Origin of the sequence: Chloroflexus sp., from assembly GCF_034434295.1 — a bacterium.
Lineage (GTDB): Bacteria > Chloroflexota > Chloroflexia > Chloroflexales > Chloroflexaceae > Chloroflexus.
Map to the genome: position 1 here is coordinate 35111 of NZ_DAOTZQ010000005.1, position 25789 is coordinate 60899.

Sequence of the window (25789 nt, forward strand, 5' to 3'; positions counted from 1 at the left end):
GCCACTAGAGCATGCCTATGACAGGCTACATCATTCGGCGCATTCTGTGGAATATTCCTGTTCTCATCATTGTTGGGTTTATCACCTTTGGCATTGCCAAGCTAACGCCGGGCGGGCCATTCGATACCCAGCCCGAACGGCGACAACTCTCGCCGCGGGTTGAAGCAATTTTGCGTGAACGCTTTGGGATGGATTTACCGTTCTGGCGGCAGTTTACCCGTTATATGTTTTTTGATATTGTGCCCGATACCCGCACCGGTGAATGGAAGATTCAATGGGGTGCCATTGCCGGAAATCTCGGCCCAACCTACGCTTCACGCGGGGCGCGGACGGTACAGCAGGAATTGTTTGAAGGCACACCATCCCGACCGAGTAAGTTCTATTATTCGGCACGCCTGGGATTGCAGGCACTGGCCTTTGCTGTTGTGTTTGGTATTCCGCTTGGCATCCTGGCGGCACTACGACAGAATACCTGGCTTGATTATCTGCTTTCACTCTCATCAACCATCTTTGTTGCGTTGGGAACACTGATTACCAGTCTGATTCTGGTTATTATCTTTGCCGTCATCCTCAACTGGTTCACGGTTATTCCAGACTGGAACGATCCGATCAAGCCGTGGATTTTGCCAACAGTAGCTCTCGGTTCGACCAGCATGGCATTCATTGCCCGCCTGACACGGGCCAGTGTGCTGGAAGTGAAACGTCAGGACTACATTCGCACTGCGCAGGCAAAAGGACTGGCCGGCCACGTGATTATCTGGCGCCATATGCTGAAAAATTCGTTACTGCCGGTGGTAACGATTCTGGGACCGGCGCTGGCCGGTTTGATTACCGGCACCCTGTTTGTTGAAACTATCTTTCAGGTTCCCGGTATGGGGCGCACCTTCGTTGATGCCATCGGTAAGCGCGACTATTCGATGATCATGGCCGGATCGCTCATCTACGTCTTTTTCCTGGGCATTGCCAATTTACTGGTCGATATTGCTTACGGTATTCTTGATCCACGTATTACCTACAAGTAGTGAGGAACAGTGTGACTTCATCGGCCAGACCACTGACAAATCCTATCGATCTCCAGAACTTAAACACGAAACCGCGGAGCCTGTGGTCAGATGCACTACGCCGGCTGCGCCGTAATCGGGCCGCAATGCTAGGGTTGCTGGTTATTGTGCTGTACATCATCGTTGCACTTGCTGCACCGTGGCTGGCACCCTACAACCCTGTTCAGCAAATCCCGAACAACAGTTTACGCCCACCGGCCTGGGTAACCGATAATCCGGCCCGAATGGGGGTGCCGGAGCATCTGCTAGGCACTGATACCCTGGGCCGCGATGTGCTATCGCGCTTAATGTATGCGATCCGGGTCTCGCTGATTGTCGGGATTGTGCCGCAATTTGCCATCCTGCTGATTGGTGTCACCATCGGCTTAATATCGGGCTTTGCCGGCGGTTGGCTCGATAATCTGTTAATGCGGTTTACCGAGATTGTAGCCGCCTTCCCGGATTTGCTGTTCATCATCGCGTTATCAACCGCATTTCGCGAAACGTGGCTGGGCCGTACCTTTAATGGCCTGTTGCTGATTTTCATTGCGGTGTCGCTGGTCAGTTGGACCGGCATTGCCCGGCTGGTACGCGGTCAGGTGTTGTCGTTGAAGGAGAAGGAGTTTGTAGAGGCGGCTCGTACCATCGGCGTGCCTACGCTGGCTATTCTCTGGCGGCATATTTTACCCAACACCCTGGCTCCGATCATCGTGTCCACGTCGTTCAGCATTCCGGCGTTGATCAGCGCCGAAGCTGTACTGACTATTCTCGGTGTCGGGATGCGCCCCTCGCTTGATCCCGATAATCCGTTCCCTACCAGTCTGGGGGTGATGCTGACCGAAGGCTACAACAATCTATCATCCGGGCCGTGGTTGCTCAGCTTTCCGGTGATTTTGATTGCCGGTCTGATGCTGTCGTTCACCTTCCTCGGTGATGGATTGCGTGATGCGCTCGACCCGCGTGAACGGTAAGATTCCCTCGCCGGGGGTGGATGCCAAAACAGTTGAGGAATGGTTGTATCGGATCTGATGTAATAGCGTTCATAATACGTGATCTGACGATCTCCCTACCACCCACCTGAGCGCGGAAGTGCATTACCAGCGTTTCCGCTTCACACGTAATAGCCTCACGTTTCGGAGAGGATAGCGTTGCCCGAGAGGATTGCCCGTCGTGCATGGTATGGTATGGAGTGCGGCAGCGTGGCTGCCGCACCACCCATGCTCACGATCAGGTACGGGGGCAGCGGGAACCACCCGGCATCGCTGGTTCCCGCCCCCAGACTCCTCAATACAACCGTATCTTGTAACCAACCTGCTTGAGCAGCTCGCTGGCAATCACGTGACGCTGAATCTCATTGGTACCCTCAAAGATACGGGTTACGCGGGCATCGCGGTACATCCGCTCCAGAGGTAGTTCACGCGAGAAGCCCATACCACCGTGGATTTGAATTGCCTCATCGATGATCTGGCTGGCCATCTCGGTGCAGTAGAGCTTGACGATACTGCTTTCGAGCGTCGCCTGCTGACCGGCGTCAACCCGACGGGCGCAGTCATAGACGATCTGCTCCATGGTGTAGAGTTTCACCGCCATGTCGGCCAGCTTGAATTGCAACGCCTGAAATTCGGCAATCGGGCGGCCAAACTGATGGCGCTCAACCATGTACCGGCGGCTCAGTTCAAAGGCTTCCTTCGCCGAACCGATACTGCTCGCACCCAACCCACAGCGCCCGATGTCGAGCGTGCGCATCGCGAGCGGAAAGCCCATACCGACCTGACCAAGCACATTCTCCGCCGGAACCCGGCAATCCTCGAAGTAGAGGCTGGCCGTGTGTGAGGCGCGCAAGCCCATCTTCTCTTCTACCTTCCCGACCCGGAAACCGGGCATGGTCTTCTCAACGATGAAAGCAGTGATACCACCACGCGCACCGAGGTTCTTATCGGTTGCGGCGAAGACCACAATGACATCGGCAAAGCTGCCGTTGGTGATCCACATCTTCTGACCGTTGAGCACCCACTCCTCGCCACGTCGTTCGGCGGTCGTCTGAATGTGAGCCGCATCAGAGCCGGCATTAGGTTCGGTGAGCGCCCACGCCCCCCACTTCCGGCCTTCGATTAGAGCGCGGAGGTAGGTCTCTTTTTGCTGCTCGTTACCGCCAAGATAGATACTCATTGCCGCCAATTGCGAATGAGCACCGATGATGGTGGCATGGCTGGCACAGACCCGGTTCAATTCTTCCATCAACACGCAGTAGCCGGTAATGCCCAGCTCAAGCCCGCCGTACCGTTCGGGAAAAGGAATGCCAAGAAATCCCAGCTCAGCCGCCTTCTTCATCGTCTCAAAGGGCACGCGCTCCTCCTCATCGATGGCACGTGCAATCGGGCGGATCTCTTTGTCAACGAACTCACGAACTGCCTGCCGTAACATCTTGATCTCTTCACTGTGCTCGTACTCCATTGTCGTAGCTCCCTTCGTTCATACAATGCCTGCCATTAACCGAACCTGACTGCCATCTATCCCAAGACGGATCAGAGAAGATGCCACCAACCGGCCAGTCTGTTTCACATGGCGGATGCGGTTTGATCACGCGATACTATGCCATCCACGACCGGCAAAATCAACACCGACGGATGCGCAGCATCGTGATAGATAGACTGTTCCAGCGGTGAACCACCGTTTCTCTGTCCATAAGGGCTATGATCACCGGGATGCGGCCCCCACCGAGGACTGCCACCACCGGTCACCTGTAAACGCAGGCGATGCCCGCGCCGAAAGCGCTGGGCGGTTGCCGAGAGATCGATCTCGATACGGCGTGAGCCATCGGGCTGGCATTCGCCAATGCCTGGCCGCACACGAATGATACCATCGCAAATGTTGATACTCCGCCCATCGGGGTAGACATCACACAACCGACCGACGACATCGAAAAAGTGGTGATCACTCTTGACATAGAGGATCAAGCGCACCGGCCCGATCACATCCAGATCGGCAGTGAGAGGGGAACTGGTAAAGGTCAACACATCACTCCGCGCCTCAAGCGCACGCTGATCACGTGGCCCGGCAAACGGACTCAGGATGGCACCGCCAATCGACGGCGGCGGATCGGCGGGATTGTAGCAAAACCTGCTCGGTTGAGCAGCGGAGGGTGGTGGTTGCCGATCAAGCCCACGCCCTGACTGGAGAAAGTAGCGGTGCAGAGTTGCCGGTGGCGGCCAGAAATCCATCTCGTGCCACTCGTTACTGCCCATGAGTTTAAGCCGTACCGGTCGGCGGGCCAACAGCTCGCGTTTGCCCTTCAGATGAGCGTCAAACCACCACAACCCCTCACGCATCCCTTCAAACGGCTGTGAAAGACTGGTATGCGCCAATGGTAGAATCGTCAGATACGGACGCTTGCCGGCCGCGACTAGCGCCGTGTAATCGGCCAATTGGCCGGAGAGAAAAATATCGTACCAGCCGGCCACCAAATGGACGGCGGCGTCAATCCGGTGCAACTGGCGATGCATATCAACCCGCGACCAGTAGGCGCCCTGGGGATCGGTATCGGTGAGCCAGCGCTGAAAAAAGGATACCGGTGCACCAGCCGCAATAGTGTCGGCTGTGGCGTAGGGCTGATGATGAAGAGCGCGATCTAGAATTCGCTCACCGACGACAAATAATCGCCACAGCGCGGATGGGTTGAGGGTATGACGATGGCGGTTCGTGGCATCGATCAGAAAGACCCAACGCAGTGTTGACTCGAAGGTGAATGCACCACCAGGGTAGAAGAGTGGCGAGAAGCGGGCACTGGTCATGATCGGTACAATCGCTTTCAGATACGGTGGCCCATCAATCGCCAATCCCCACTGCGCATAGCCGACATAGCTCGGCCCCCACAAGCCAAGATTGCCATCAAACCAGGGTTGGGCTGCAATCCAGGCCATCGTTGCCCACCCATCGGCAGCTTCATTCACAAATGGCTCGAATTCGCCCTCGGAGCGGTAGCGCCCGCGCACCCCCTGCACGATCACGTTGTAGCCACGTTCAGCAAAGAGCAGACAACCGGTATGCTCAAAGATACCCAGCGGGCCAAGTTCGCCGGGACGACCGTAAGGTGTGCGGATGAGAATCGTCGGGTGTGGGCCGCCTGTACGTGGGGCATAGTGGTCAGCGTAGAGAGTGACACCGTCGGGCATGCGAATAGGAATGTCGCGTACCACCCGAACGGCATATTCAGCGGGGCGCAAACCAAGGAGCCGCGCCAGTAAAGGGCGACGCAGAGCGAAGACCGTTGCTGCCGTTACTCCTGCTCCAGCCAGCGACCAACCGATCCAGCGCATGTGCCACTCCGCTACACCTTACTTTATAACACAATGCGTCATTGATGATAGCACAGCAGGGCGGTTGCTGTCAACGGTACGAGAAATCTACCAGGGTGATCGAAAGCGATGGTGGCGCATTTGCCCGGTAATTGTCGTCATCAACCAGATCGGCCAATGATACATTGCCGCCACCTGATCGCTTGCCCCGGCCAGCGAACGGAGTAATACGATGTCGAGATGATCGGATGGTAACAGCACCCAATCGCGATTCCGACAACGAACGACAGTACCAGGCTGCATGCGTCGGGCCTCCTGCGAGAGATTTCATACCGCTCTTGATACATTGTACCGATGATGCGATAAAACCAAGACGCAACACCTATCGACATAACCGCGAGGGGCGTGCTATAATTTGAAAAACAACTGACAGTGTAGTCACAACAACGGCCTGACAAAGGAGTTTGGCCATGATTGCGAAACAGCCCGGCCCCGCCGGAAAAGTGCGAGTAACCTTCTCGCTCCCGGCCTCATTGTGGGCCGACACGATCTATCTCGTTGGCGACTTTAACGGCTGGAAACCCCAAGCTACCCCGCTTCGCGCAACCGAACACGGCTGGATGGTGACGCTCGATCTGGAAGCCGGGCGGACCTACCAATATCGCTACCTTGTGAATGGCAACGAATGGCACAACGACTGGAATGCCGACAGCTATGTCACCAACCCCTACGGCGGTAATAACTCGGTGGTCGATACGACCATCTTCGCCGATCCCGTTCCCAGAGTAGAGAGGACAGTAGGATCATCACAGGCGGTGACCTCCTTCCCGCCGCGACTGCGGCTCGTCTCGAACGGTTAGGGGGAGATTGAATGTATCAGTAGGGGTACACAGCCGTGTGCCCCTATCGCTGCGACGTGGCAGGTACTGACTGTCTACCTGCCCAATCGAAGAATCTCCATCTCCATTCCGGCAAGATGATTGAGCTGGAAGCATACTCCTGCCCCTCTCTCAACGTCTCGCCTGAACATGACGTATCTTGTTCCTCCCTCCTGCTATATATCCTATTTCCTCTCTCCTATTTTCTCTTTTCTCCCACCACTGTACCGAACGGTACCATTACCCAATATGACGCTTCACCATAATGTATTCATACCAGCGGTCGGCAAGTCGTAGTGAGAGATAGACTAACGACAAAACAACCGCCGTCTTCCCGATCCACTGCTGGCGCCAGAGCCAATCGATGGCCAGCGCCATGCAGAGAGCAGCCAGCGGCAACATAAAGAAGACCTGTTTCAAAATCATGTCAGCAATATTCCAGCTCACCAGTGAGTAGAGCAGGAGCACTGCCCACCAACCGATGAGCAGGCCGTTGGCACGACGCACTGCCGACCAGGCCAGCACCGCACCGCCGAGGATCAGCAGAATGCCCGGCCAGGTCAGATGATTGAGCATAAAAGCACCATCAATCATCGGTGTCGGTAATGGTGGCGCATCGGCACGACTCACCCGCTGACTGAGGGCTGCGCCGATGGCTGGCACAGTTTCGGCTACAATCACCGGTACATACCACATGTGATAAATAAGAAATGCCACTCCCTCAGCGATTGCCAGCCCTAGCAAGATTAGTCTGCCCCGATGGCGCGCCAGGATTTCGCGGCGAACCAGTTCAAACAGCGCATAGATGCCCATCATTGTAAAGGCCATAATCCCTACAACGGTGTAGGTCAGCATTGCCAGAGCTGCGGCAGCGGCAACACCCCACAATGCCCGGCGCTCTGCTGGCCGATCATCGTAAGCCAACACAACCGCAATCAAGACCAGTGTTCCCCAGAGTCCCAGTTGGGTCGGCCAGTTGCCCCACGAGATCAGAAAATAGGGCATCAGCAGCAGATGATAACAACCGGCGGCTATTACGGCCAGCTCCGGACGTCCAAATAGTCGGAGGGCAATATAGGCGATGAGCAGACTCCGGGATACGTCAAGGGCTGTGTTCAAAACGTTCGATGCCAGACCCAGATCGATACCGATCAGGCCAAACGGTGCTGTAATCAGATACCAGAGGGGCGAATATGGAAAATGCCCACCCTCAAAGCCCACGGTATCACCCAACAGCGTTACCCGACTCGGTACTACCAGCTCCAGAAACCGGCCATCGAGGACCAGTTGGGTGCGCGGAACATGCCAGCGTTCATCATACACAATTGTTTGCGGGTAAATCACGCCGCCAATTTTGATCAATGCCGCCAGCAACACAATCCGCCAGAGCCACGTCTCGTGCCATTGGGGGAGCGTTTCACCACCACGGGCGAAGGCAAAGCGGGTGAAAGCCCGGAGTGGCCCTAAACAAAGGTGCAATCCCACCAGTAACCCAACCAGCAGTGGGGTAAAGATGGCCCACCAGATGCGAAACGATGCCAGCAGGCCGCTCAGCGTGATGAGTGCTGCAAGCATAATGACCGCCGCAGGCTGGCGCTCGACCGCTACCCGACGTAACAACCAGTAGCCCAAACCACCGATCAGCGCCAGGTACAATGCCTGACAGAACGGCCAGCCGTATTCCAGTTGATAAGCGGCAAGCCAGTCAATTGCCACTCCCAGCCGTCGAGGATCGGTCGGTGTCGTGAAGGTCGTACTGGTCAATTGTATGCGCAAATCATCATCCCCTGGCGGCAAGAGGAGATAGTAGCGCGCAGTATCGCTGCGCAGTTGCAGCCGAATCGGTGCAGTTTCACTGGTTGCCAGAAATAGTTCGGCTGGTGGAACACCCTCTGGTCGATAGCCGTTTGCACGCAGGACGAGTGTTGTCCAGCTAGAACCAATGCCAGGAAATGTGACTGTCGCCTGCTCTTTCGTAAAAGAATACGAGAACTGAGGATTCCGCTCCAGACCATGAAATCCTTCCAGGTAGGGCTGGGCATACGTGGTACCAATATCGAGAATCCCCATCGGTGGAACCAGACTGGATATACCGGCGCAGACTATCCCAATACACATCACACCGATCATCAACCAGATGTCGGTTGATGAAGACCACAATCGTAGCTTCATACTATCTCCATTAACACAAATCCAACAGTTTACCCCTGTTTTCGAGCACTTCCTGTGCTATACTACCAGAGCAGATCAATGTTGTGATCTGCTAACCCGCCTCCGGCGGACACAATAGAGGGACTGCGATGAGACTGGAGCGATTTACCGAAAAAGCGCAAAATGCCTTCCATATTGCGCAAGAGATTATGCAGGAGCATCAACATTCACAGCTCGATGTTGAGCATCTTTTCCTGGCTATGCTCCGGCAGCGTGATGGTCTGGCAGCTCGTGCGTTGGCGCGGTTAAACGTAGACCCCCACGAGGTGGAACGACGTGTCGAACGCGAGCTGGAAAAGCTCCCTAAGATTCTCAGCCCATACGGTATGGGCAGTCAGGTCTATATTACGCCACGCACGCAGCGATTAGTCAAGCGGGCAGAGGAAGAGGCTAACCGCCTGGGAGACCAGTATGTTGGCCTTGATCATCTGCTGATCGGACTGGCCAACGAGCGTGATGGCCCATCGGCGCGGATTTTGCAGAGCTATCAGATTGATCAGGAGCGGATTTATCAAGTGTTGATGGAGATTCGTGGTAGCCAGCGCAGCGATGACCCGTCGGCTGAGAGCCGCTACGAAATTTTGAGCAAGTATAGCGTTGATTTAACCGAGCTGGCCCGTGAAGATAAACTCGATCCGGTGATTGGCCGTGAAGCCGAAATTACGCGGGTCATTCGCATTCTGTCGCGACGAACAAAGAATAATCCGGTGCTGGTCGGTGAAACCGGCGTCGGCAAGACGGCGATTGTCGAGGGATTGGCTCAGCGTATTGCGCGTGGTGATGTACCACCGACCTTACGCGACCGCAAGCTGCTGGCGCTCGATCTGGCCGGGATGGTGGCTGGCTCTAAGTTCCGCGGTGAGTTTGAAGAGCGCCTCAAAGCGGTCATGGACGAGGTGCGCAATGCGAAGGGGCAGATTATTCTCTTCATCGACGAATTGCATACGGTCGTCGGGGCCGGTGCCGCAACCGGTAGTATCGACGCCTCGAATATGCTGAAACCGGCCCTTTCGCGTGGCGAGATTCAGGTGATCGGCGCAACCACTATCGATGAGTACCGCAAGCATGTCGAAAAGGATGCAGCCCTCGAGCGGCGCTTCTCACCGGTATTCGTCGAAGAACCTGACCCGGAGACGACGGTCGAGATGCTGCGCGGTCTGCGCAAGCGCTATGAGGAGCATCATCAGCTTACTATCAGCGATGAAGCCTTACGAGCAGCCGTTCAGCTTTCAAGTCGGTATATTAATGATCGTTTCCTGCCTGACAAAGCGATAGATTTGATCGACGAAGCCAGTGCCAAGTTGCGCATCGACATCTTCTCGATGCCGCCTGAATTGAAGGCTAAAGAGGAAGAACTGAAGCAACTTCAGGCCGAAGAGGAAGAGGCCGGTGCCCGACGCGATTACGAGCGGGCGGCCCTGCTCCGTTCCCGCTACCTTGCCCTCCAGGCCCAGTTTGAAGCCGAGCGCAATGAGTGGCTGGCGCACAACAACCTCGATGAAGTCGTCGATGATGAAGACGTGGCCCAGATCGTCTCAAGCTGGACGGGTGTGCCGGTCAGTCGTATGCTCGAAACCGAACGCGAGAAGCTCATCCACATGGAAGAGCGATTGCACGAGCGCGTGATTGGTCAGCACGAGGCGATTGTCGCTCTGAGCGATGCAATTCGCCGTGCCCGTTCTGGTCTGCGCGATCCTCGTCGCCCAATCGGTTCGTTCCTCTTTGTCGGCCCAACCGGTGTTGGCAAAACCGAGCTGGCGCGGGCCCTCGCCGAGTTTATGTTTGACAGCGAAGAGGCGATGACCCGCGTCGATATGAGTGAGTATCAAGAACGCCACACCGTCAGTCGCCTGATCGGTGCGCCACCCGGCTACGTTGGCTATGATGAAGGTGGACAGTTGACCGAGAGCATTCGCCGCCGACCGTACCAGGTTGTGCTCTTCGATGAGATCGAAAAGGCGCATCGCGATGTGTTCAATGCCCTCTTGCAGGTGCTTGACGATGGACGTTTGACCGACGGTCAGGGACGCACGGTCGATTTTCGCAATACCATCATCATCATGACCAGCAACGCCGGCACCGAACATCTGCAAGGCGGCGGGATCGGTTTCAATGTCGGCGGCAAAAACGCCAAAACGCTTGATATGCGTGAGGCACGTAAGAAGGTCGACGAAGCATTGCGTCAGACCTTCCGGCCCGAATTTTTGAACCGGATCGATGAGATCATTCTCTTCCATCCGCTCTCTATGGACGATCTGACCAGGATCGTTGACCTGCAGATCGCCGAGCTGGTGGAACGGCTGCGCGAACAGCAGATTGGTCTCACCTTGACCCAGGCTGCCAGGGAATACCTGGTGCAAGAGGGCTACAATCCGGTCTTTGGTGTGCGCCCGTTTCGCCGCACCATCCAGCGTCTCCTCGAAACTCCGATCTCGCGGGAGCTGCTGCGCGGGATATTCCGGGCCGGTGATCAGATAGAAGTAGATGTCGAGAATGGTCAACTGGTCTTCCATCGCGGTGGTATCTTGACAATGGAAGAACACCGTCCGGCTGAACCTCTTGATGCCTGAACTGTAATCTACGACGCCGGGTTTGTCATCTTCATTCACCTGGCGTCGTGGTATTATCGTGGATGAAGATCATCAAGTTCTTTGTTCCAGATCAGGAGTGGCCGTGACTGCATCCGATGTCGCAAATCAACTTGTCGCTGCTCAGCGGCGCACTGCCCGTCTGCGCAATGCCCTAACGACGGTAGGTGCGTTTTTCGCAACTGCTCGCCAGTCCGATCCACTGCCAATGCTGCGCGATCTGTGCGGTGAGTGGCTTTTGGCCGATAAGGTTGAAATCATCGTTCCCGCCGGCACCGGTAGTTTACGCTCGCACGCTCCCACAATGCTGGTTGGCCCGATGACGATTGGTCGGCGGGTTGTCGGGCGCATTGAAGTGACACGGGCGACACCTCCATTTGATAGCGATGATCGCGAATTACTCATGGCACTCGGTCAGATTGTCGGTGCGGTGCTTGAACAGTCGTCATTTCAGGGGCAACTCGATCAGTACCTCAACCAGGCACGTGCTCATGCTGATACCCTCGATCAATTGTTGCAGTTTGGCCGGCTGGTCGTTAGCGCTACGGCCGATCCGCTCCATCTTGGCTTGCAACTGGCAACTCAGGTGCCGGCGATGGTTGGTGGTGAGCGAGCATCATTGTTGCTGATCCCGCTTGACAATGAAGAATCGCCGATGTTATTACTCAGTAACGGTCACATTGCTACACCAGACCGTGCCCGTGAGGTACGTGAACACGGCTTTGCCGGTCTGGTGTTGCGTGAAGGGCAGCCACTGATTATCGATGAGACCGAAGCCGACCGCCGCTGGCTGTCGTTGCGGATGCGTGAAATAGACGCGCCAACGCGCTGTGCGATGGCCGCTCCGTTACGCTGGGGAACGCGCCTGCTCGGTGCACTTACGGTGACAACAACCCATAGTCGTCGTTTTGATAGTTCCCATCTCAATCTGCTGGAACTGGTCGCATGCCACATTTCACTGGCAATTTACGCCGCCGATCTTGAAACCCGGCGTAAACGTAGTGTAAAGCTGTTAGGCGAGATCGAAACCCAGGCCCGCACTGCATTTGAACGCGCCCGTGCTGGTGACCTTCAGGCGCTTAGCGATCTCGAAGCGCAGTTTGCCCGTTTGCAAGAAGTGCATCGGTTACTTGGGTTAATTGCTTCACCCACTGTCGGCGAATAGTTCCCCCCGATCTGGTAAGCAACACTTTAAGTCTGTTTTTGAGGTATGACAAGTGGGCAGAAGAATTTCCTCCGCCCACTCTTCATGGTCGTCAGTGATGGCTGTTCACACGTTTGCGGTGATCGGGCATGCGATCCAGCAACTACTCATCGGGATTGCCGTATTCGTTAATATTCGTTGGATCGGGATCATTGAAAGAGATATTGGGCGGCGTGATCGGATTGTTGTCTAGCCCGATCTGCGGTACCGGTTGTGGATTGACAATCGTATCTGTCGTTTGGGTTAGGGTAAAGGTAGCAATCACCAGTTGCTGACTCACTGCCCCCTGCGCAGTCAGTTGGTAGAAGCCGACCGGCAGCCGCTCATCGAGGAACAGCTCGACTGTAAACTGACCCGCTACAGGATCGGCAAAGGTCGAGGGGAATCCGCGCACCGATCCGTCCGGCATTGTCAACCAGAGATCCACGCGCTCACCAGGGAAGAAGAGGTCACCGTTTGCGTAGAAGATCGAGCGCTGCGGAGCTTCGGCACCAAATGGAACTATGACCGATAGCTGGGCTGGGCCGCGTGGTGTTACCGGTCGCGAGCGCAGTTCAAAGTGGACAAAGGCGCGAAAACCGCTGGTGTTGCCGAGTGCGGTCACGGTATAACGGCCAACTGGATTCTTACCCTCAAACTGGAATGATGTAGAGACGGCACCAGCAGGTGAGGCTTGCACGACCTGCTGGCCGGGCGGAAAATCGATAACGGTGCCATCAGGGGCCGTGAGCCAGAATGAGACAAACTCACCACCAATGAAACCACGGCCATCGACTTCGAGGATTTGTCCCTGTTGAATGACGCTGGTGTCCTGCCCGTTCAACGTTACTCGTAACTCCACATCTCCGTGAGGTCCCGGTCGGCCACCGGGGATCACAACAAAGAACGCTGAGGCGGTATTGGCACCACCACTGCTCAGACCACGTCCGGTTAGCCGGTAACAGCCGTAGGGCCATGTGCCCGGTATCGTGATGTTGAGCGAGAGCTGGCCGGCGTTATTACTGAAGCGTGCAAACTGGACGTTGGTCGGCATATCGATCACGCCATCGAGCAATTGACTTGCCCCCAGGGTAAAAATCCGTCCATCAGGAAAGGTAACATCGACTTCGATAGGTTCGGGGCCAAACGGTGGGTCAAGGACGCGGTAATAATCGAAGTGGGCCAGTAGGGTTTGGGTTTGGAAGATGGCCGGTGCCGGAGCACCCGTGGTTGCGCACGAGGCAAAGCCTTGCGGTGTGAAGATTTCAACTCGTGCCCGTGAGGCGGCAGCACCATACGCGAAGAAGATGATGACGAAAGCAATGCATACACTGAATCCAACGGCAAAGACTGATCGTAATGACAAGTCTTTCATACACCCCCCCTATTATGTTTTTTATAAAAAACCTGATATGGTAATGAAAAATATATGATAAGCTAGATTCCACGTACAATCTACGTAGATTACGGTATCGTTACTCTCACATAAAAATGCGACGCACCACCATGCGTCGCATCCCTATAGCTATAGGTGCGCAAGATACTGTTCAAAAATTATGTCACGTGGTGAAACGGTAGAGGGTGATCAGGTAACAAGCACACGCTGGTATGCGTGTAGACAACAGCTCCTAACCCTGCTCAGAGCGCTGTAATTCCTCCACTCGTTGCAACTGAACATAAAGCGGTGGCACACCAAAAAGCGCTCGCTCCCAGTCGGTAACGCGCGGATTAATCTCGCCGAGTGACCAGCGGCCACCGATCCGAATGATCTGGGTCCCGAAGTGCTGTGGTCGGCCCAGTTCGATCAGCAGACGATCCCAGGCCATTGCTCGCAATGTCCAGGCTCGTTCATCACCCAGTTCGGTGGCACGCCGCGCAAAGCGATGGGCATGATGAAAATCGGCAACCGACTCGCCACAGATCATGACCAGGCCGGCCAGAAAGTATGCACGCTCATCATTGAGATGTCCCTGTGCTTCCAGTTCCAGTACTCGATCACAACGTTGTCTACGCTCGGCTGACGTAGCACCCCTTGCCTGCCCTTCAATGGCTTCAGCGGCAAGTCGACTCAGCTCGTTCAACGGGTCTTCGGGAAGAAATTCATTATCTGGATCCATCAACAACTCCTTACAGTCTGACGGATAGAGGTCATTTGTAGTTAGCACGCAGTTCCGGTTACGCCAGCTTTTGTGCAATCTGCCTTCGTTACCTGAACAAGGGGGCCGGCGTGATGCAATTGCTTACGCCGTACATGTATGTAGTGTACCACGTCTTGGGCAGAAAACCCTGCTCCTGCTGATGAATTGCTCAATCGCGGACAGATGCCTTTACCGATTGTCGACTTCTGAGCGGTTTGGTGTGATAGGCACAACGTTGGCAGAGAACTGTCCATTGCCATTGCTGATGCCGGTCATCGGGTCGCAGATAGACGCTAACCTTGCGACGGCTTCCACAACGTACACAACGGCCACCGGCCCGCAGGTATATGTTCCAGACAAATGGCAGAGCGATGTGATCCAGCAGCAGATGGAGGGTTACACCTGCGGCCAGCGGCCGTACCCAGGGCAGGCGCTGTGCCAGTACCCAGAGTGGTGGCAGGACGATCAACGGATGGTGAAGGCGGGAACGCAGTGAACCGTAGCGCGGTCGACTATCGCCGGGTTGGGGAAAGCGATGACGATAGCGGTTGTAATGAAGTGCGCCGCTTATGCTCCAGTCGCCGGTACGGCTGATGTACAGGGCCAGATGGTCGAGATCGACCAAAACACCACCGGCGATCACCAGTGCTGCTGCCAGTGGTTGGCGAGGGTATAAGCTAACAGCCAGCAAAGTCGACGTGATCAGGTGTTCTTGCAAGTTCATGATTGCTCCAGCGACAGCAAAGCCTCTAGCACCGGCTGAAAGGTACGCCGATGCAAAGGGGAGGGACCATATTGAGCGAGTGCACGCCGATGCGTGGCTGTACCATAACCTTTATGCAGCGCAAAACCGTAGTGAGGAAAGCAATGATCGGCTGTTACCATCAACCGATCACGGGTGACTTTGGCAATGATGGATGCAGCCGCAATCGAGAGTGACCGTTCATCACCACGCACCAGTGCCGTCTGCGGCAGGGATATACCAGGCAACTGCACAGCATCAATGATCAAGGCATCAACTGCACACGGCAACGACAGCAAGGCCTGAGTCATTGCCAGTCTGGTTGCCGACAGAATGCCATACGCATCGATCAGAAATGCCGGCACAATCCCGACACCCACACCCAGCGCGTGGGCCTGAATGCTGGTGTAGATGCGTTCACGGGCACCGGCTGTCAATTGTTTCGAGTCGTTCACGCCGGCCAGCAAATCCGGCTGCCGATAAACCGCTGGAGAAAGCACAACTGCCGCTGCCACCACCGGCCCTGCCCAACAGCCACGACCGGCTTCGTCAATACCGGCCAGATTTGCGTAGCCACGCATTTGCAAGTCGTGCTCAATACTCAGATCGGGCAACATTCGGTTTTCCAATCATCACCAGTACACTGCTGTCTGCCACCTGTATGCGCTGTACCTGAAGCATAAAATCGCCAAATGGTACCGTTGCCGGCAATGTCCCTGTCTTGCGTCCCAACCATAGCAGGCGGTAAATGGCATCGATGAACCGCCCGTAGCCACCTTCCAGCCGCCCGCCATCCACAATCACCAGATGACCATCAGGTGTGAGAACGCGCCGAATTTCGGCCTGGGTTGCCGGATCGAGAATGTACTCTGCCGGAAAAGTTGCACATACCGTGTCAAAACTCGCATCGGCAAAGGGTAACCGGCGAGCGTCAGCCCGTACCAGTCGTCGGCTAAAACGCGCTGCGCGCCGAAGCATCGACGGCGACAGGTCGAGGCCGACAACGCAGGTACGGGTCGCGAGAGCCGCTTGCAGATAGCCGGAGCCACACCCCAACTCAAGAATGCGCCCGTGCAAAAATGGTTCAGCCGCCCGTACCCAGCGTTGCCAGTAGCCGCCCGAAACAGCCCAGGCCACAACGTCATAACTCCAGGCAAACTCATTGTACAGGCGGTGAAATAGCCAGCGGACAAGCTGTTGGTACACGGCGAGCAACCTGTTCATCACCATCCACTCAATCACCCATTTATGCTGTGGCAGGGTTACCTGTTGTGTGATATTTGAGAAGCATTCAACAACGTCCAGCATCTCCCCTTGTAGGCGAGGCTGCTGCCAAACGCAACGCCTGCCTGACCGTGAGTGTTTACGGCGCGCAACACAGGTAATGAGCATACCCTTACACGACTAGCCAGTATTGTTATACCACATGCCAGTATGTGCGTCGCACGGGAGATGGACTTCATGACCCACCAGATGATGACTCTGATACTGCACCTGAACGAGGTAGGGGCACGGCATGCCGTGCCCCGCCGCCAGCATACCTGAACAATGCACATTCACATTGTTGAGCAAGATTTGGTTTCAAGGGGTCAACGCAGGTATCAAGAGACTAAAACCTGTTTCAAAAAACATCTCCTGAAGTGATCTCATTCAGTACTGACAGACCCCATGACTGTAACGATCACACCCGGCATCCCCGTGATGAGTTGAGGCAACGATCTGCCACGCACCGGAGCACGAGCACGGCTGCGCGGCAGCATGGCTGCCGCACTCCACACAACGCGCCACGGACACCTCTACCCGGCAAGGGTATCCTCACCGAAACCCACTCCCACTGCGTGAGGAGCAGCAATGCTGGTGCTGCACTTCCACGCTTATAGGTGGTACCAGGGTGATCGTCAAATATGAACTCTACTCATCAGCCTGTCTCAAACGCCGCTCACCCTGCTGCATCCAGCAATTACCTTTGTTCGTCAAAGCTAGAGACGGTAACCTGTCTGATGCTACAATGAACACAACCATACTCGACAGAAGGAGAATGAACGATGGGTATCTTAGATCAACTGGGGAAAACCTTTTCCCAGGTTACTGATCGGGCAAAGTTCGAGGCCGAGAAATTTCAAAAAACGACTCGTCTCCAGGCCGAGATTAATGAGTTACGTCGCCAGATCGATCAGAAACTGATGGAGATAGGGCAACGTGCATACGATTTGCAGCGGGCCGGTCAGATTCAGGCACCTTCATTAGCTGAGCTAGCGGTAGCCCTCGATCAGTTGCGTTCTACCTTGCTGGTGCGCGAAGAAGAGCTGAAGAAAGCGCAGAATGAGGTGTATATCGAACCAACGCCCTCACCGCCACCGATGCAATCGGTGCCGATCAGCGAAGCCCCTGCGCCAACGACTGGGTCGAAAATGTGTCCGCAGTGCGGGTTCCAGATGCCGGCTACGGCCATTTTTTGTCCTGCCTGTGGCACGCGGGTGGCAAAATAGATTGATAATCGATACCAGGATGACCATATAAAAACCCCTTCTTCACGCCATTGTGAAGAAGGGGTTATATCGTTTTATTTGGCTGGGGGACAGGGATTCGAACCCCAACCGCCTGGGCCAGAACCAGGTGTTCTACCCTTAAACTATCCCCCAACATGGTGCCGAAGGTGGGATTTGAACCCACACGAGGTCACCCTCACTACGCCCTGAACGTAGCGCGTCTGCCAGTTCCGCCACTTCGGCATGGCTCGGTTCCCCGACGCAAGTGAAATAATACTACGAGCACTGAACTTTGTCAAATGGGTAAGCCAGGGTGTCTTGCACTAAATCTTGCGCAACAATGTGCATCGTTCAGGGGCGAGCCGCGTGCTGAAGCGTTGCCGGGTGTATTAGCGGCGAGTCGCTGGTGAATTGGCGTCAGAGGATGAGCGACGCATGCGTCGCCCCTACAATAGCCCGGCATCTCTAACGCAGGTGAGAAGTGCTGGCTGTGAACCTCATTTCAGAACTTAAAAGCTGCGCAGTTCTTGCTACCTGCCCGTAGCACAGGTTCATAAACGCTTGCCAATCGCCAACGACAATGTATCCCGCTCCCAACCTGCCAGTATGGCAGCGAGGATGGCTTACAACCATCTCCGGTGTCATCACGCACTGGATGGATTGCCTTGCCCGCGCATCATGAGCGTGTCGCGTCGTTTGGAGTGCGGCAGCCTTGCTGCCGCAACAGCCGTGCTTTGAGTCAGGCGCGTGTCACGCCGTTCACTCTGTGGTCACGGGGATGCTGTGAGTTCTCGTCACGATCATGTAGTCTGTAGGTAATTAATGAGATAACTGCTCTATAAGTGCCGTCCCGCCGGATGATCACCGTACCTGCGGCGGATACGATCATCACCGGTCGAGTTTGCCAGATATGGCAGACCGTACGGAACGGCATTAGTTGGCCTTCATCGATCAATCACCCGCAAGTGGAGAAATAAATCGGGATACGTCAGATAGAAGCGCTGGAGGGAAGAAGCCTCTATCGACCATACCACGCAGTCGCTAAGTGTGCGCACGGTCAGGCGATAAGGTTCGCCACGCAGGGCAGATCGCATCCCAAAACAGTCACCACTTCGCTCGCTCTCACCATCACGCATGGCGCTGTAGTGGACACGACCGTGCACCAGCAAGTAGCCGGTTGTGCTCATCTCGCCGCGCCGGCAGAGTACCGTACCGGCTGCGACCGTATGCGGTGTGAAATCAAGCGCCAGATCGAGCAGCGTTGCCCAGGGCAATTGCCCCAGTGTTGATTGTTGCCAGAGCCAGTCAGCACGGGCAAAAGCCTCTGCTAATCCCAGTTGCCCGGCCACTCTGGTAAACAAATCTGGGGTGATTTGTAAGAGTTGTACATCACTGTGAGCCAGCATAGTACTGGTACGAGGCTCGCCAATCAAAGCACCGCGTTCGCCCAGACTATTGCCACGCCCCAGGAAGCGTACCGATTCGTTGCCGACAATAATCTCCACGACTCCGCGGTGTATCACGTATGCACAACCGTCAGACGCTTCACCTTCGTGGGCAATCACCTGCCCTGCCGGGTACGAGACGATAACACATTGGTTTGCCAGGTTTACCCGCTCTGCGACCGGGAGGCGGGCAAAAAGCGGGCAGATGGTGAAGGTTTCAAAGCGCTGACGCTGTTCGTCGTCGTGGACAATTTCACCTATCCCGACAACATGACCGCTCCCGGCAACTTCCACCCGGTCGGCCAATTCGTCGGTTACGGTGAAATCCTGACGGCTGGTGTGGGCCAGTACCAGGCGCCGGCTACGTGTGCTAAGAGTGCGGAGCAGGTGTTCAGTCGGCGTGGTATGGATAGCCCCACCACCCATATCGTGCACCAGAATTTCGACACCATCGGCAAACCGACGGAGTTCATCGAGCCGTTCACTGCTCAGATGGCCGGTTTGATGCAGGTGTTCCAGCCATGCTTCGTCGTACCGCATATCACCTGAATAACCGACACCGTTCACCCGCACCGCAATGGTGGGCACTGAATGAACTGCATAGGTTGCAGTAAAGTGATAGCCATGGAGTTCGAGCGGTCGCCCCGGATCAAGCGGGTAGAAGTCAAACAGTTCGGCGACTGTTGTCGGGGGTAGATCAAGCATGACGCCCAAAACACGCAGCAACGAGCGATAGATTGGTTGGGCCGTCACCAGTTGCACACGTTTACCACCGTTGAGGATCAATTCAGGTAGGCCGGCAATGTGGTCTTCGTGGAGGTGCGAGATGACTACCAGATCGATTTGCCGTGGTGAGAGACCAAGATGGGCCAGTCGCACATTCAGATAGGCTGCGGCATCAAGCAAGAGGGGTTGATTGTTGCCAAAATAGGCGAGAAAGCAGGTTGTGATGCCGGTCGGATCAAAACCATCACTGCCCCCGATGAATTGGAGTGTGATCATCTGACGCACAAGCGGACGTGGTGGCGCCACCGTGAGCGGCTGCACAATGCTGGTAATCGTGGCCGGAATACGTGCAATGTCAACCCCATGTTCGGTAAAGTGAAACGCATTGTCTTGATAGGTGATCTGTACTTCACCAAGGTTGCCGCCACCGGTCTCCAGCGCCACAATGGTGACCATATCGTCAACAGTCGGTGCGCGGCTAAGTGGCGGAAAGAAAGCTACCGTCGCACATTCCTGTTGTAACCAGCTTCCAGGCCAATCTTCCGGTACTGAAGGGCCGTTGATCGTCTCTTGCAACAGGATGCGTAGTCGCTGAGCCTGGGCTACCGTGGGCGTGATTAATGTAATCCGCTGTTGCCGACCGAAGAAGCTGGCATAGATCAGAAACTCGACGCTGGCATAATTGATCCCGCGCCGTACAAAGCCATGCGAACCCGGTTCACTCCCGCTCGGAGCATCAGGCGGCAACAGGACATATTGAGGTAGCGTTAAGCCGTGCGCGAGCAGAAATTTCAGACTCTCTGGTGGGCTATTGACCAGAATATCGCCGGCAGTGGTCGTGACGACGTAGATGTCGTTAGGTAGACACCGTACTCGCTCCGCCGATACTATCTTCTTCATGCGCTCCTCCTGCCGACTGATGACTGAATGCTATACCTGTATAAACGTCTTGATAAACATATTGTAGCGATCTGTGTAAGCCTCTCGACCAGGCATGCTATAATTGGTTTAGTATAACCTTCTATATCAAAGGAGGCTGGATCGTATGTCAGGCCATTCGAAATGGCATACTATTCGTCGCACAAAAGGTGTCAATGATCAGCGACGTGGGCAGCTTTTTACCAAACTGGCGCGTGATATAACAATTGCAACTCGCGAAGGCGGTAGTGGCGACCCGGATCTAAATTTTCGCCTACGCCTGGCGATAGAAAAAGCGCGTGCCAATAATATGCCGAACGAGAACATTCAGCGCGCCATTGATCGCGGTCTAGGCAAATCGAATGAAGCTGCGCTGGAAGAGATTTTCTACGAGGGGTATGGCCCTGGGGGCGTTGCGATTCTGATCGAAGCGGCAACCGACAACCGCAACCGTACCAACTCGGAAGTTCGGGCCACGTTTAACAAGAATGGCGGAAACCCCGGTGAACCCGGCTCTGTGTCCTGGATGTTTGAGCAGAAGGGACTGATCACCATTGACCTCAGTGCCGTCAAACACGACCCCGATGAGTTGCAACTGATGGCAATCGATGCCGGAGCTGATGATGTGGTCGTCGATGATGAGACGCTTGAGATTTACTGTGACTGGACGCAACTGAATGCGATTCGGCAGGCGTTGCTCGATCAGGGTGTACCGGTAGCAAATGCTGAGAAGATTATGCGTGCCAAGACGCTTATTCAGCCCGATGAGAAAGACGCGCTGGCGGCACTGCGCCTGATTGAGAAGCTCGAAGATCTCGACGACGTGCAGAAGGTGTACTCGAACCTCGATATTACCGCCGAACTGGTTGCGCGCTTCGATGCGTAGCTGCCCGGTGTTGAACAGGAACAGGCTGTGCGTGCGCTTGGTATCGACCCCGGTACGGCTACGATGGGCTGGGGTGTCGTTGAGTTCAGCAATGGTCATTTGCGCCTGATCGATGTTGGTACGCTGACGACTCCTGCCGGTATGCCCCACCCTGAACGGCTCTTGCAGCTCTACAATGGCCTCCGTGCGATTATTGAACGCCTGCGTCCGGATACCGCTGCGGTCGAGGAGCTGTTTTTCGGGAAGAATGTCAATACCGCACTGACGGTTGGTCAGGCACGAGGGGTGGCCTTACTGGCGCTCGCACAGGCCGGTATTCCTGTTCACGAGTATAAGCCGCTGGCGGTGAAGCAGGCAGTGGCAGGCTACGGCGGCGCCGATAAGCGGCAGATGCAGGAGATGGTTCGCCTGACGCTCGGTCTGGCCACGATACCCCGCCCCGATGATGCTGCTGATGCGCTGGCGATTGCGATCTGCCACGCCTATACTGCCCCAACCCTCCAGCGCTTTGGGTTGTCGTGACCATCCCGCGCTGCGTAACGCTGGGACAAGACACAGTTCCTGGCAATGTTGACAGGTGTATTGCATTATGGCTTCTCGTCGTCGCCCCGGTGCGCCCGCCGATTTTGAAGAGATTCAACCCAATCTGTTTCTCATCCACAATCCGGCACTTGGTCCCGTGTTGCGCGGTGAAGGCGAACGGGAAGGGTTTCATTTTCGGCTAACCAGTTGGCGACGGGAAGGTTTGCTTGCCCGCCTGGCGCAGCGTAGTTTCGTGACGCTGACAATTGCCGACCGGATTGCGGCGCTGCCGGCTCTGCCATCAGTAGCCCCTGGTAGACTGCGCACGATTCCGGTGCAGGAAAAGCAACAGTTTAGTATCCTCGATCTGGCTGCGCCCCATGGCTGGCGTGCGATTCAACCAGCCGCCGATAATACCGTGACCCTCCCTGAAGGGCAGATTGTGCGCCGTCGGCGTGGGCGCGGCCCGGCAGACTATGTGCGGGTCACGGCAACCGGGTGGCAGACCGTGCCTGATGATGAAGCGCTGTTAACGGCTTACGCGCTATTAATGCCTAAGCCGCGGTTGACACTCTCACCAATTGACAGTGGCTGGCTGTTGCCCGAACTGCCCCTACCGACGCCCTATCGCCGGGTGCTGCATCTCATTGCTCAATCACATCCTGATGGCTGGTTCCTCGCCGATGCGTATGCCTGTGAGCTGGCTGAATTGCTGTTGCGCAAGCTGGGATTGACGGTGGTGCGTTGACAGGGGTGAGATGGTGCAGTTGTAGCATCGGCACAAAATCGTTTTGTATCACCTCACCCTCAGCCAACCGGTCGTGTGGTCACATACACGATCCGCGGCTCATCGGTGGTCGCCGGTAGCCACTGCGGGGTAAGCCGGTCGACTAAGACCAGGCCGCCGGCGGCCAGCGCAGCCGCAATCTCGTCTTCTTCCCACGGACGTTCACAGTGCGTCTCTTCGCAGCGCCACCAGCGTTGACCCTCGCGACGAAACCAGACAATGCGCCCGAAGGCACGTTGTTGCGACGGATCAAACGTGAGCCGGTTGATGACGAGCAGATCACGGCCATCGAACGTAACCTGATCGTACTCCTGCCACGAGCGCAGACCGGCGGGTGTGTTTAAATCAAAGATAAAATGTCCACCCGGTCGTAATAAGGTACCAGCCTGCCGGCAGACAGTAGCGAGGTCGGTATCATCGAGAAGCTGGTTGAGACTATCGAAGAGGCACGTACACAGATCGAAACTGGCCGGTGCCAGACGGGAATCGGATGGAAGTGAACGGATGTCGGCTTCGATCCATTCAATAGCCAACCCATGCTGCATTGCCTGGCTCTGGGCAATCTGTAGCATGTCCGGCGAACGATCCACACCGACCACAGTTGCCCCGCCGGCGGCAAACACGAGCGCAGCAGCGCCGGTGCCGCAGGCGAGATCGAGTACCCGCTGTGGGCGGGGCAGGCGATCAAGAATGGTACGGGCCAGGGTTGCGCCGAAGGTGGCCTGGCCGGCAGCATGATAGATCGATGCGTATGCGCGATAATTCATTGCCTTCAGTGGTGGGTATGACTGCCGGGCGTTGGCTTCAACAACCAGAACGACACTGTCAGGCAGCCAGTTGTTCCCACTGTGCGTATTTGGCTGCCAGCAACTGTTCCAGTTCGGCATACTGAGCACCCAGCGCCGTCAGGCGGGCAACATCGCATGCCTGACTCGCCGCATCGAGTTCGCTGCTCAGGCGAGCTAAATCCTGCTCAAGGGCAGTGACTTCGGCTTCCAATGCAGCCAACCGACGCTGCTTCGCCCGTTCTGCATCGTCAGAACGGGCCAGCTTTGCCGCCGGTGCTTTGGCACTAGCGGTTGGTACTGCGGCTGAGGGGGCTGGTGCCTGCTGGGCCGCCATATATTCGCTGTAGTTGCCGATGAATTGGCGAATCCGTCCCTGATCGACGATCCAGAGTTTATCGGCCAGTGCGTCTATGAAGTAGCGGTCGTGCGAGACGAACAAGATCGCCCCGGTGTACTCCTTCAAGACGGACTCCAACGCTTCACGGGCATCAATGTCGAGGTGGTTGGTCGGTTCGTCGAGCAGGAGAAAGTTACCGGGCAGTAGCGTCAGTTGGGCCAGCGCTACCCGTGATCGCTCGCCACCACTCAGATCGGCAATCCGCTTGAAGACATCATCACCCGTAAAGAGAAAACGAGCCAGCAGATTGCGTGCTGCCGCTTCCCCAAGGCCCGGTGCGATCCGTGCTACTTCTTCGAGGACCGTGTTGTTCCATTCCAGAACATCATGCCCCTGAGCGTAGTACCCAACACGCACTTCGTGACCGAAACGGGCAACACCCTGCAGTGCCGGTAACTGACCGACGAGTGTCCGCAGCAGCGTCGTCTTGCCACAGCCATTAGGGCCGAGCAAGCCGACCCGTTCACCACGTCGAATCGTCAGGTCATCGGCCCGCAACAATGCCTGCCCTTGAAAGCCGACAACCAGACCATCGAGGCGTAACACCAGTTCACCCGAACGCAACTGCTGATTGAGAGCTACCCGCAGCTTAGCCGCCTCTTTTGGTCGTTCAAGCATCTGTTCCCGCTTCAAGCGTTCCAGCCGCTTCTCACGCCCTTTCGCTTCGCGGGCGCGCTGCCCGGCCCGATAGCGCCGGATAAACTCTTCGGTGCGGGCAATAAACGCCTGTTGCGCCTGACACTCCTTGAGGCGCCGCTCCATGCGCTCAGCCTTCAAAGCCAGATACTTCTCGTAATTGCCGGGATAATCTTCCAGACGATTGAAACTCAGCTCCAGCGTGCGTTTGGTCACCCGGTCAAGGAAGTAGCGATCATGCGAAACAACGATCAGGGTGCCATCCCAATTCCGTAGAAACTGTTCGAGCCACTCCAGGGCTTGCATATCGAGGTGATTGGTTGGCTCGTCGAGCAACAGCAGATCGGGGTCACTCAAGAGCGCGGCTGCCAGTGCGGCGCGCGTCTTCTGTCCACCGGAGAACTGGCGCAGCGGTTGATGGAACTGTTCCGGCTGGAAGCCGAGGCCGTGGAGGGTGCGCTTGATACGATGTTCTATCTCATACCCGCCGGCGTGCTCGAAGCGTGCACTCAACTCGCCGTAGCGCTCCATCACCGCTTCCCAATCGTCCGCTGTGGTGTCTGCCAGCCTGGTTTCAAGCACAAGCAATTCGGTGCGCCAGGCGTTGATCTCAGCCAGGGCGGCCTCCATCTCTTGCCAGAGTGTTCGATCACCGCTGAAGCGAGCCTCTTGCGCCAAATAGGCAACACGAGTACCGCGAGCGAGATGAACGCTCCCGCTGTCAGGGGTCTCGTGGCCGGCAATAATGCGCAACAGGGTACTTTTGCCGGCACCATTCAAACCGACAATTGCGACCTTCTCGCCACGGCTGATTTGAAAGCTGACATCGTGAAAGATGAGTTCAGCACCAAAGTATTTGCTGAGATTGTGAGCGTTTAGCAGGGTCATGGTCTATGTTGATCAGGTGTTGTGTTTCTTCAAACCGTACACGCTACCGGTTGGGGCACAAACGACACACACAGCATGGGGACCGGCAGTTGTCTATCGGTTGGCCGTTTGGTAAGAGCGCAATTGCGCCGTTGCCGGTACGTGGCTGCACGTAACCGGCCAGTATGAACTATATCACAGGTTGCCGATCCGTGCATCGCCGGACCAGGCCACGCACTTGGTTTGGCACCCG

Annotated in this window: 21 protein-coding genes and 2 tRNA genes; 9 read left to right on the forward strand and 14 right to left on the reverse strand. The window is 56.0% G+C overall.

Annotated elements, in window-relative coordinates; all coding sequences use genetic code 11:
- Positions 1 to 17: 17 nt before the first annotated feature.
- Together VAE57_RS01260 and VAE57_RS01265 are read left to right on the forward strand one after the other, a co-directional pair.
- On the forward strand, positions 18 to 1022 hold the full coding sequence (locus tag VAE57_RS01260) for an ABC transporter permease (RefSeq protein WP_322820104.1): 1005 nt from the start codon (positions 18 to 20) through the stop codon (positions 1020 to 1022).
- Between the two features lie 11 nt (positions 1023 to 1033).
- Positions 1034 to 2011: an ABC transporter permease gene (locus VAE57_RS01265; protein WP_322820105.1), complete on the forward strand. Its 978-nt coding sequence runs from the start codon at positions 1034 to 1036 to the stop codon at positions 2009 to 2011.
- A 313-nt stretch (positions 2012 to 2324) separates the two neighbouring features.
- Here the strand turns inward: VAE57_RS01265 and VAE57_RS01270 are convergent, their stop codons facing one another.
- The 3 genes from VAE57_RS01270 to VAE57_RS01280 form a co-directional block, all read right to left on the reverse strand.
- Positions 2325 to 3494, reverse strand: a complete 1170-nt coding sequence (locus VAE57_RS01270) for an acyl-CoA dehydrogenase family protein (RefSeq protein WP_322820106.1) — start codon at positions 3492 to 3494, stop codon at positions 2325 to 2327.
- 104 nt (positions 3495 to 3598) lie between these two features.
- Positions 3599 to 5356, reverse strand: coding sequence for a CocE/NonD family hydrolase (locus tag VAE57_RS01275; RefSeq protein WP_322820107.1), 1758 nt, complete (start codon positions 5354 to 5356; stop codon positions 3599 to 3601).
- Positions 5357 to 5443: 87 nt separating this feature from the next.
- Complete coding sequence (locus VAE57_RS01280; protein WP_322820108.1) at positions 5444 to 5638, reverse strand: hypothetical protein; 195 nt, start codon at positions 5636 to 5638, stop codon at positions 5444 to 5446.
- 167 nt (positions 5639 to 5805) lie between these two features.
- Here VAE57_RS01280 and VAE57_RS01285 point away from each other — a divergent pair, with 167 nt between their 5' ends.
- Positions 5806 to 6195: an isoamylase early set domain-containing protein gene (locus VAE57_RS01285; protein ID WP_322820109.1), complete on the forward strand. Its 390-nt coding sequence runs from the start codon at positions 5806 to 5808 to the stop codon at positions 6193 to 6195.
- 258 nt (positions 6196 to 6453) lie between these two features.
- On the opposite strand, the gene VAE57_RS01290 is transcribed toward VAE57_RS01285, so the two are convergent.
- A complete protein-coding gene (locus VAE57_RS01290; protein WP_322820110.1) occupies positions 6454 to 8385 on the reverse strand; it encodes a hypothetical protein in 1932 nt (643 codons plus the stop codon).
- 128 nt (positions 8386 to 8513) lie between these two features.
- Between VAE57_RS01290 and VAE57_RS01295 the strand changes: the two genes are divergently transcribed.
- Positions 8514 to 10994: an ATP-dependent Clp protease ATP-binding subunit gene (locus tag VAE57_RS01295; protein ID WP_322820111.1), complete on the forward strand. Its 2481-nt coding sequence runs from the start codon at positions 8514 to 8516 to the stop codon at positions 10992 to 10994.
- Positions 10995 to 11097: 103 nt separating this feature from the next.
- Positions 11098 to 12177, forward strand: a complete 1080-nt coding sequence (locus VAE57_RS01300; RefSeq protein ID WP_322820112.1) for a GAF domain-containing protein — start codon at positions 11098 to 11100, stop codon at positions 12175 to 12177.
- A gap of 142 nt (positions 12178 to 12319) precedes the next feature.
- On the opposite strand, the gene VAE57_RS01305 is transcribed toward VAE57_RS01300, so the two are convergent.
- The 5 genes from VAE57_RS01305 to VAE57_RS01325 form a co-directional block, all read right to left on the reverse strand.
- On the reverse strand, positions 12320 to 13570 hold the full coding sequence (locus VAE57_RS01305) for a hypothetical protein (RefSeq protein ID WP_322820113.1): 1251 nt from the start codon (positions 13568 to 13570) through the stop codon (positions 12320 to 12322).
- A gap of 253 nt (positions 13571 to 13823) precedes the next feature.
- Positions 13824 to 14312, reverse strand: coding sequence for a hypothetical protein (locus tag VAE57_RS01310; protein WP_322820114.1), 489 nt, complete (start codon positions 14310 to 14312; stop codon positions 13824 to 13826).
- Between the two features lie 190 nt (positions 14313 to 14502).
- A complete protein-coding gene (locus VAE57_RS01315) occupies positions 14503 to 15057 on the reverse strand; it encodes a hypothetical protein (protein ID WP_322820115.1) in 555 nt (184 codons plus the stop codon).
- The gene (locus VAE57_RS01320; protein ID WP_322820116.1) at positions 15054 to 15692 is read right to left on the reverse strand and encodes a ribonuclease HII; all 639 of its coding nucleotides are present in this window, start codon (positions 15690 to 15692) and stop codon (positions 15054 to 15056) included. Before VAE57_RS01320 ends, VAE57_RS01315 begins: the two co-directional genes overlap by 4 nt.
- Positions 15670 to 16299: a class I SAM-dependent methyltransferase gene (locus VAE57_RS01325; protein WP_322820117.1), complete on the reverse strand. Its 630-nt coding sequence runs from the start codon at positions 16297 to 16299 to the stop codon at positions 15670 to 15672. Before VAE57_RS01325 ends, VAE57_RS01320 begins: the two co-directional genes overlap by 23 nt.
- 821 nt (positions 16300 to 17120) lie before the next feature.
- Between VAE57_RS01325 and VAE57_RS01330 the strand changes: the two genes are divergently transcribed.
- The gene (locus VAE57_RS01330) at positions 17121 to 17564 is read left to right on the forward strand and encodes a zinc ribbon domain-containing protein (RefSeq protein ID WP_322820118.1); all 444 of its coding nucleotides are present in this window, start codon (positions 17121 to 17123) and stop codon (positions 17562 to 17564) included.
- 79 nt (positions 17565 to 17643) lie between these two features.
- Here VAE57_RS01330 and VAE57_RS01335 read toward each other — a convergent pair.
- From VAE57_RS01335 to VAE57_RS01345, 3 genes are all read right to left on the reverse strand, one after another.
- A tRNA-Gln gene (locus tag VAE57_RS01335) sits at positions 17644 to 17717 on the reverse strand.
- A 3-nt stretch (positions 17718 to 17720) separates the two neighbouring features.
- Positions 17721 to 17807 (reverse strand) — tRNA-Leu (locus tag VAE57_RS01340).
- Between the two features lie 701 nt (positions 17808 to 18508).
- A complete protein-coding gene (locus tag VAE57_RS01345; protein WP_322820119.1) occupies positions 18509 to 20635 on the reverse strand; it encodes a cyclic nucleotide-binding domain-containing protein in 2127 nt (708 codons plus the stop codon).
- A gap of 145 nt (positions 20636 to 20780) precedes the next feature.
- On the opposite strand from VAE57_RS01345, the gene VAE57_RS01350 reads away from it, so the two are divergent.
- The 3 genes from VAE57_RS01350 to VAE57_RS01360 all read left to right on the forward strand — a co-directional run bounded on the left by VAE57_RS01350 (position 20781) and on the right by VAE57_RS01360 (position 22809).
- Entirely contained in the window at positions 20781 to 21539 is a 759-nt protein-coding gene (locus VAE57_RS01350; RefSeq protein WP_012256931.1) for a YebC/PmpR family DNA-binding transcriptional regulator, read from the forward strand.
- Positions 21540 to 21566: 27 nt separating this feature from the next.
- Positions 21567 to 22061: a crossover junction endodeoxyribonuclease RuvC gene (gene ruvC / locus VAE57_RS01355; protein ID WP_322820120.1), complete on the forward strand. Its 495-nt coding sequence runs from the start codon at positions 21567 to 21569 to the stop codon at positions 22059 to 22061.
- 67 nt (positions 22062 to 22128) lie between these two features.
- Positions 22129 to 22809 carry a hypothetical protein gene (locus VAE57_RS01360; protein ID WP_322820121.1) on the forward strand — a complete coding sequence of 227 codons (681 nt, stop codon included), beginning with the start codon at positions 22129 to 22131 and terminating at the stop codon, positions 22807 to 22809.
- 59 nt (positions 22810 to 22868) lie between these two features.
- Here VAE57_RS01360 and VAE57_RS01365 read toward each other — a convergent pair whose 3' ends face one another.
- On the reverse strand, positions 22869 to 23735 hold the full coding sequence (locus VAE57_RS01365; RefSeq protein ID WP_322820122.1) for a class I SAM-dependent methyltransferase: 867 nt from the start codon (positions 23733 to 23735) through the stop codon (positions 22869 to 22871).
- Positions 23674 to 25557: an ABC-F family ATP-binding cassette domain-containing protein gene (locus tag VAE57_RS01370; RefSeq protein WP_322820123.1), complete on the reverse strand. Its 1884-nt coding sequence runs from the start codon at positions 25555 to 25557 to the stop codon at positions 23674 to 23676. The genes VAE57_RS01365 and VAE57_RS01370 overlap by 62 nt, the downstream gene beginning before the upstream one ends.
- Between the last annotated feature and the right edge of the window lie 232 nt (positions 25558 to 25789).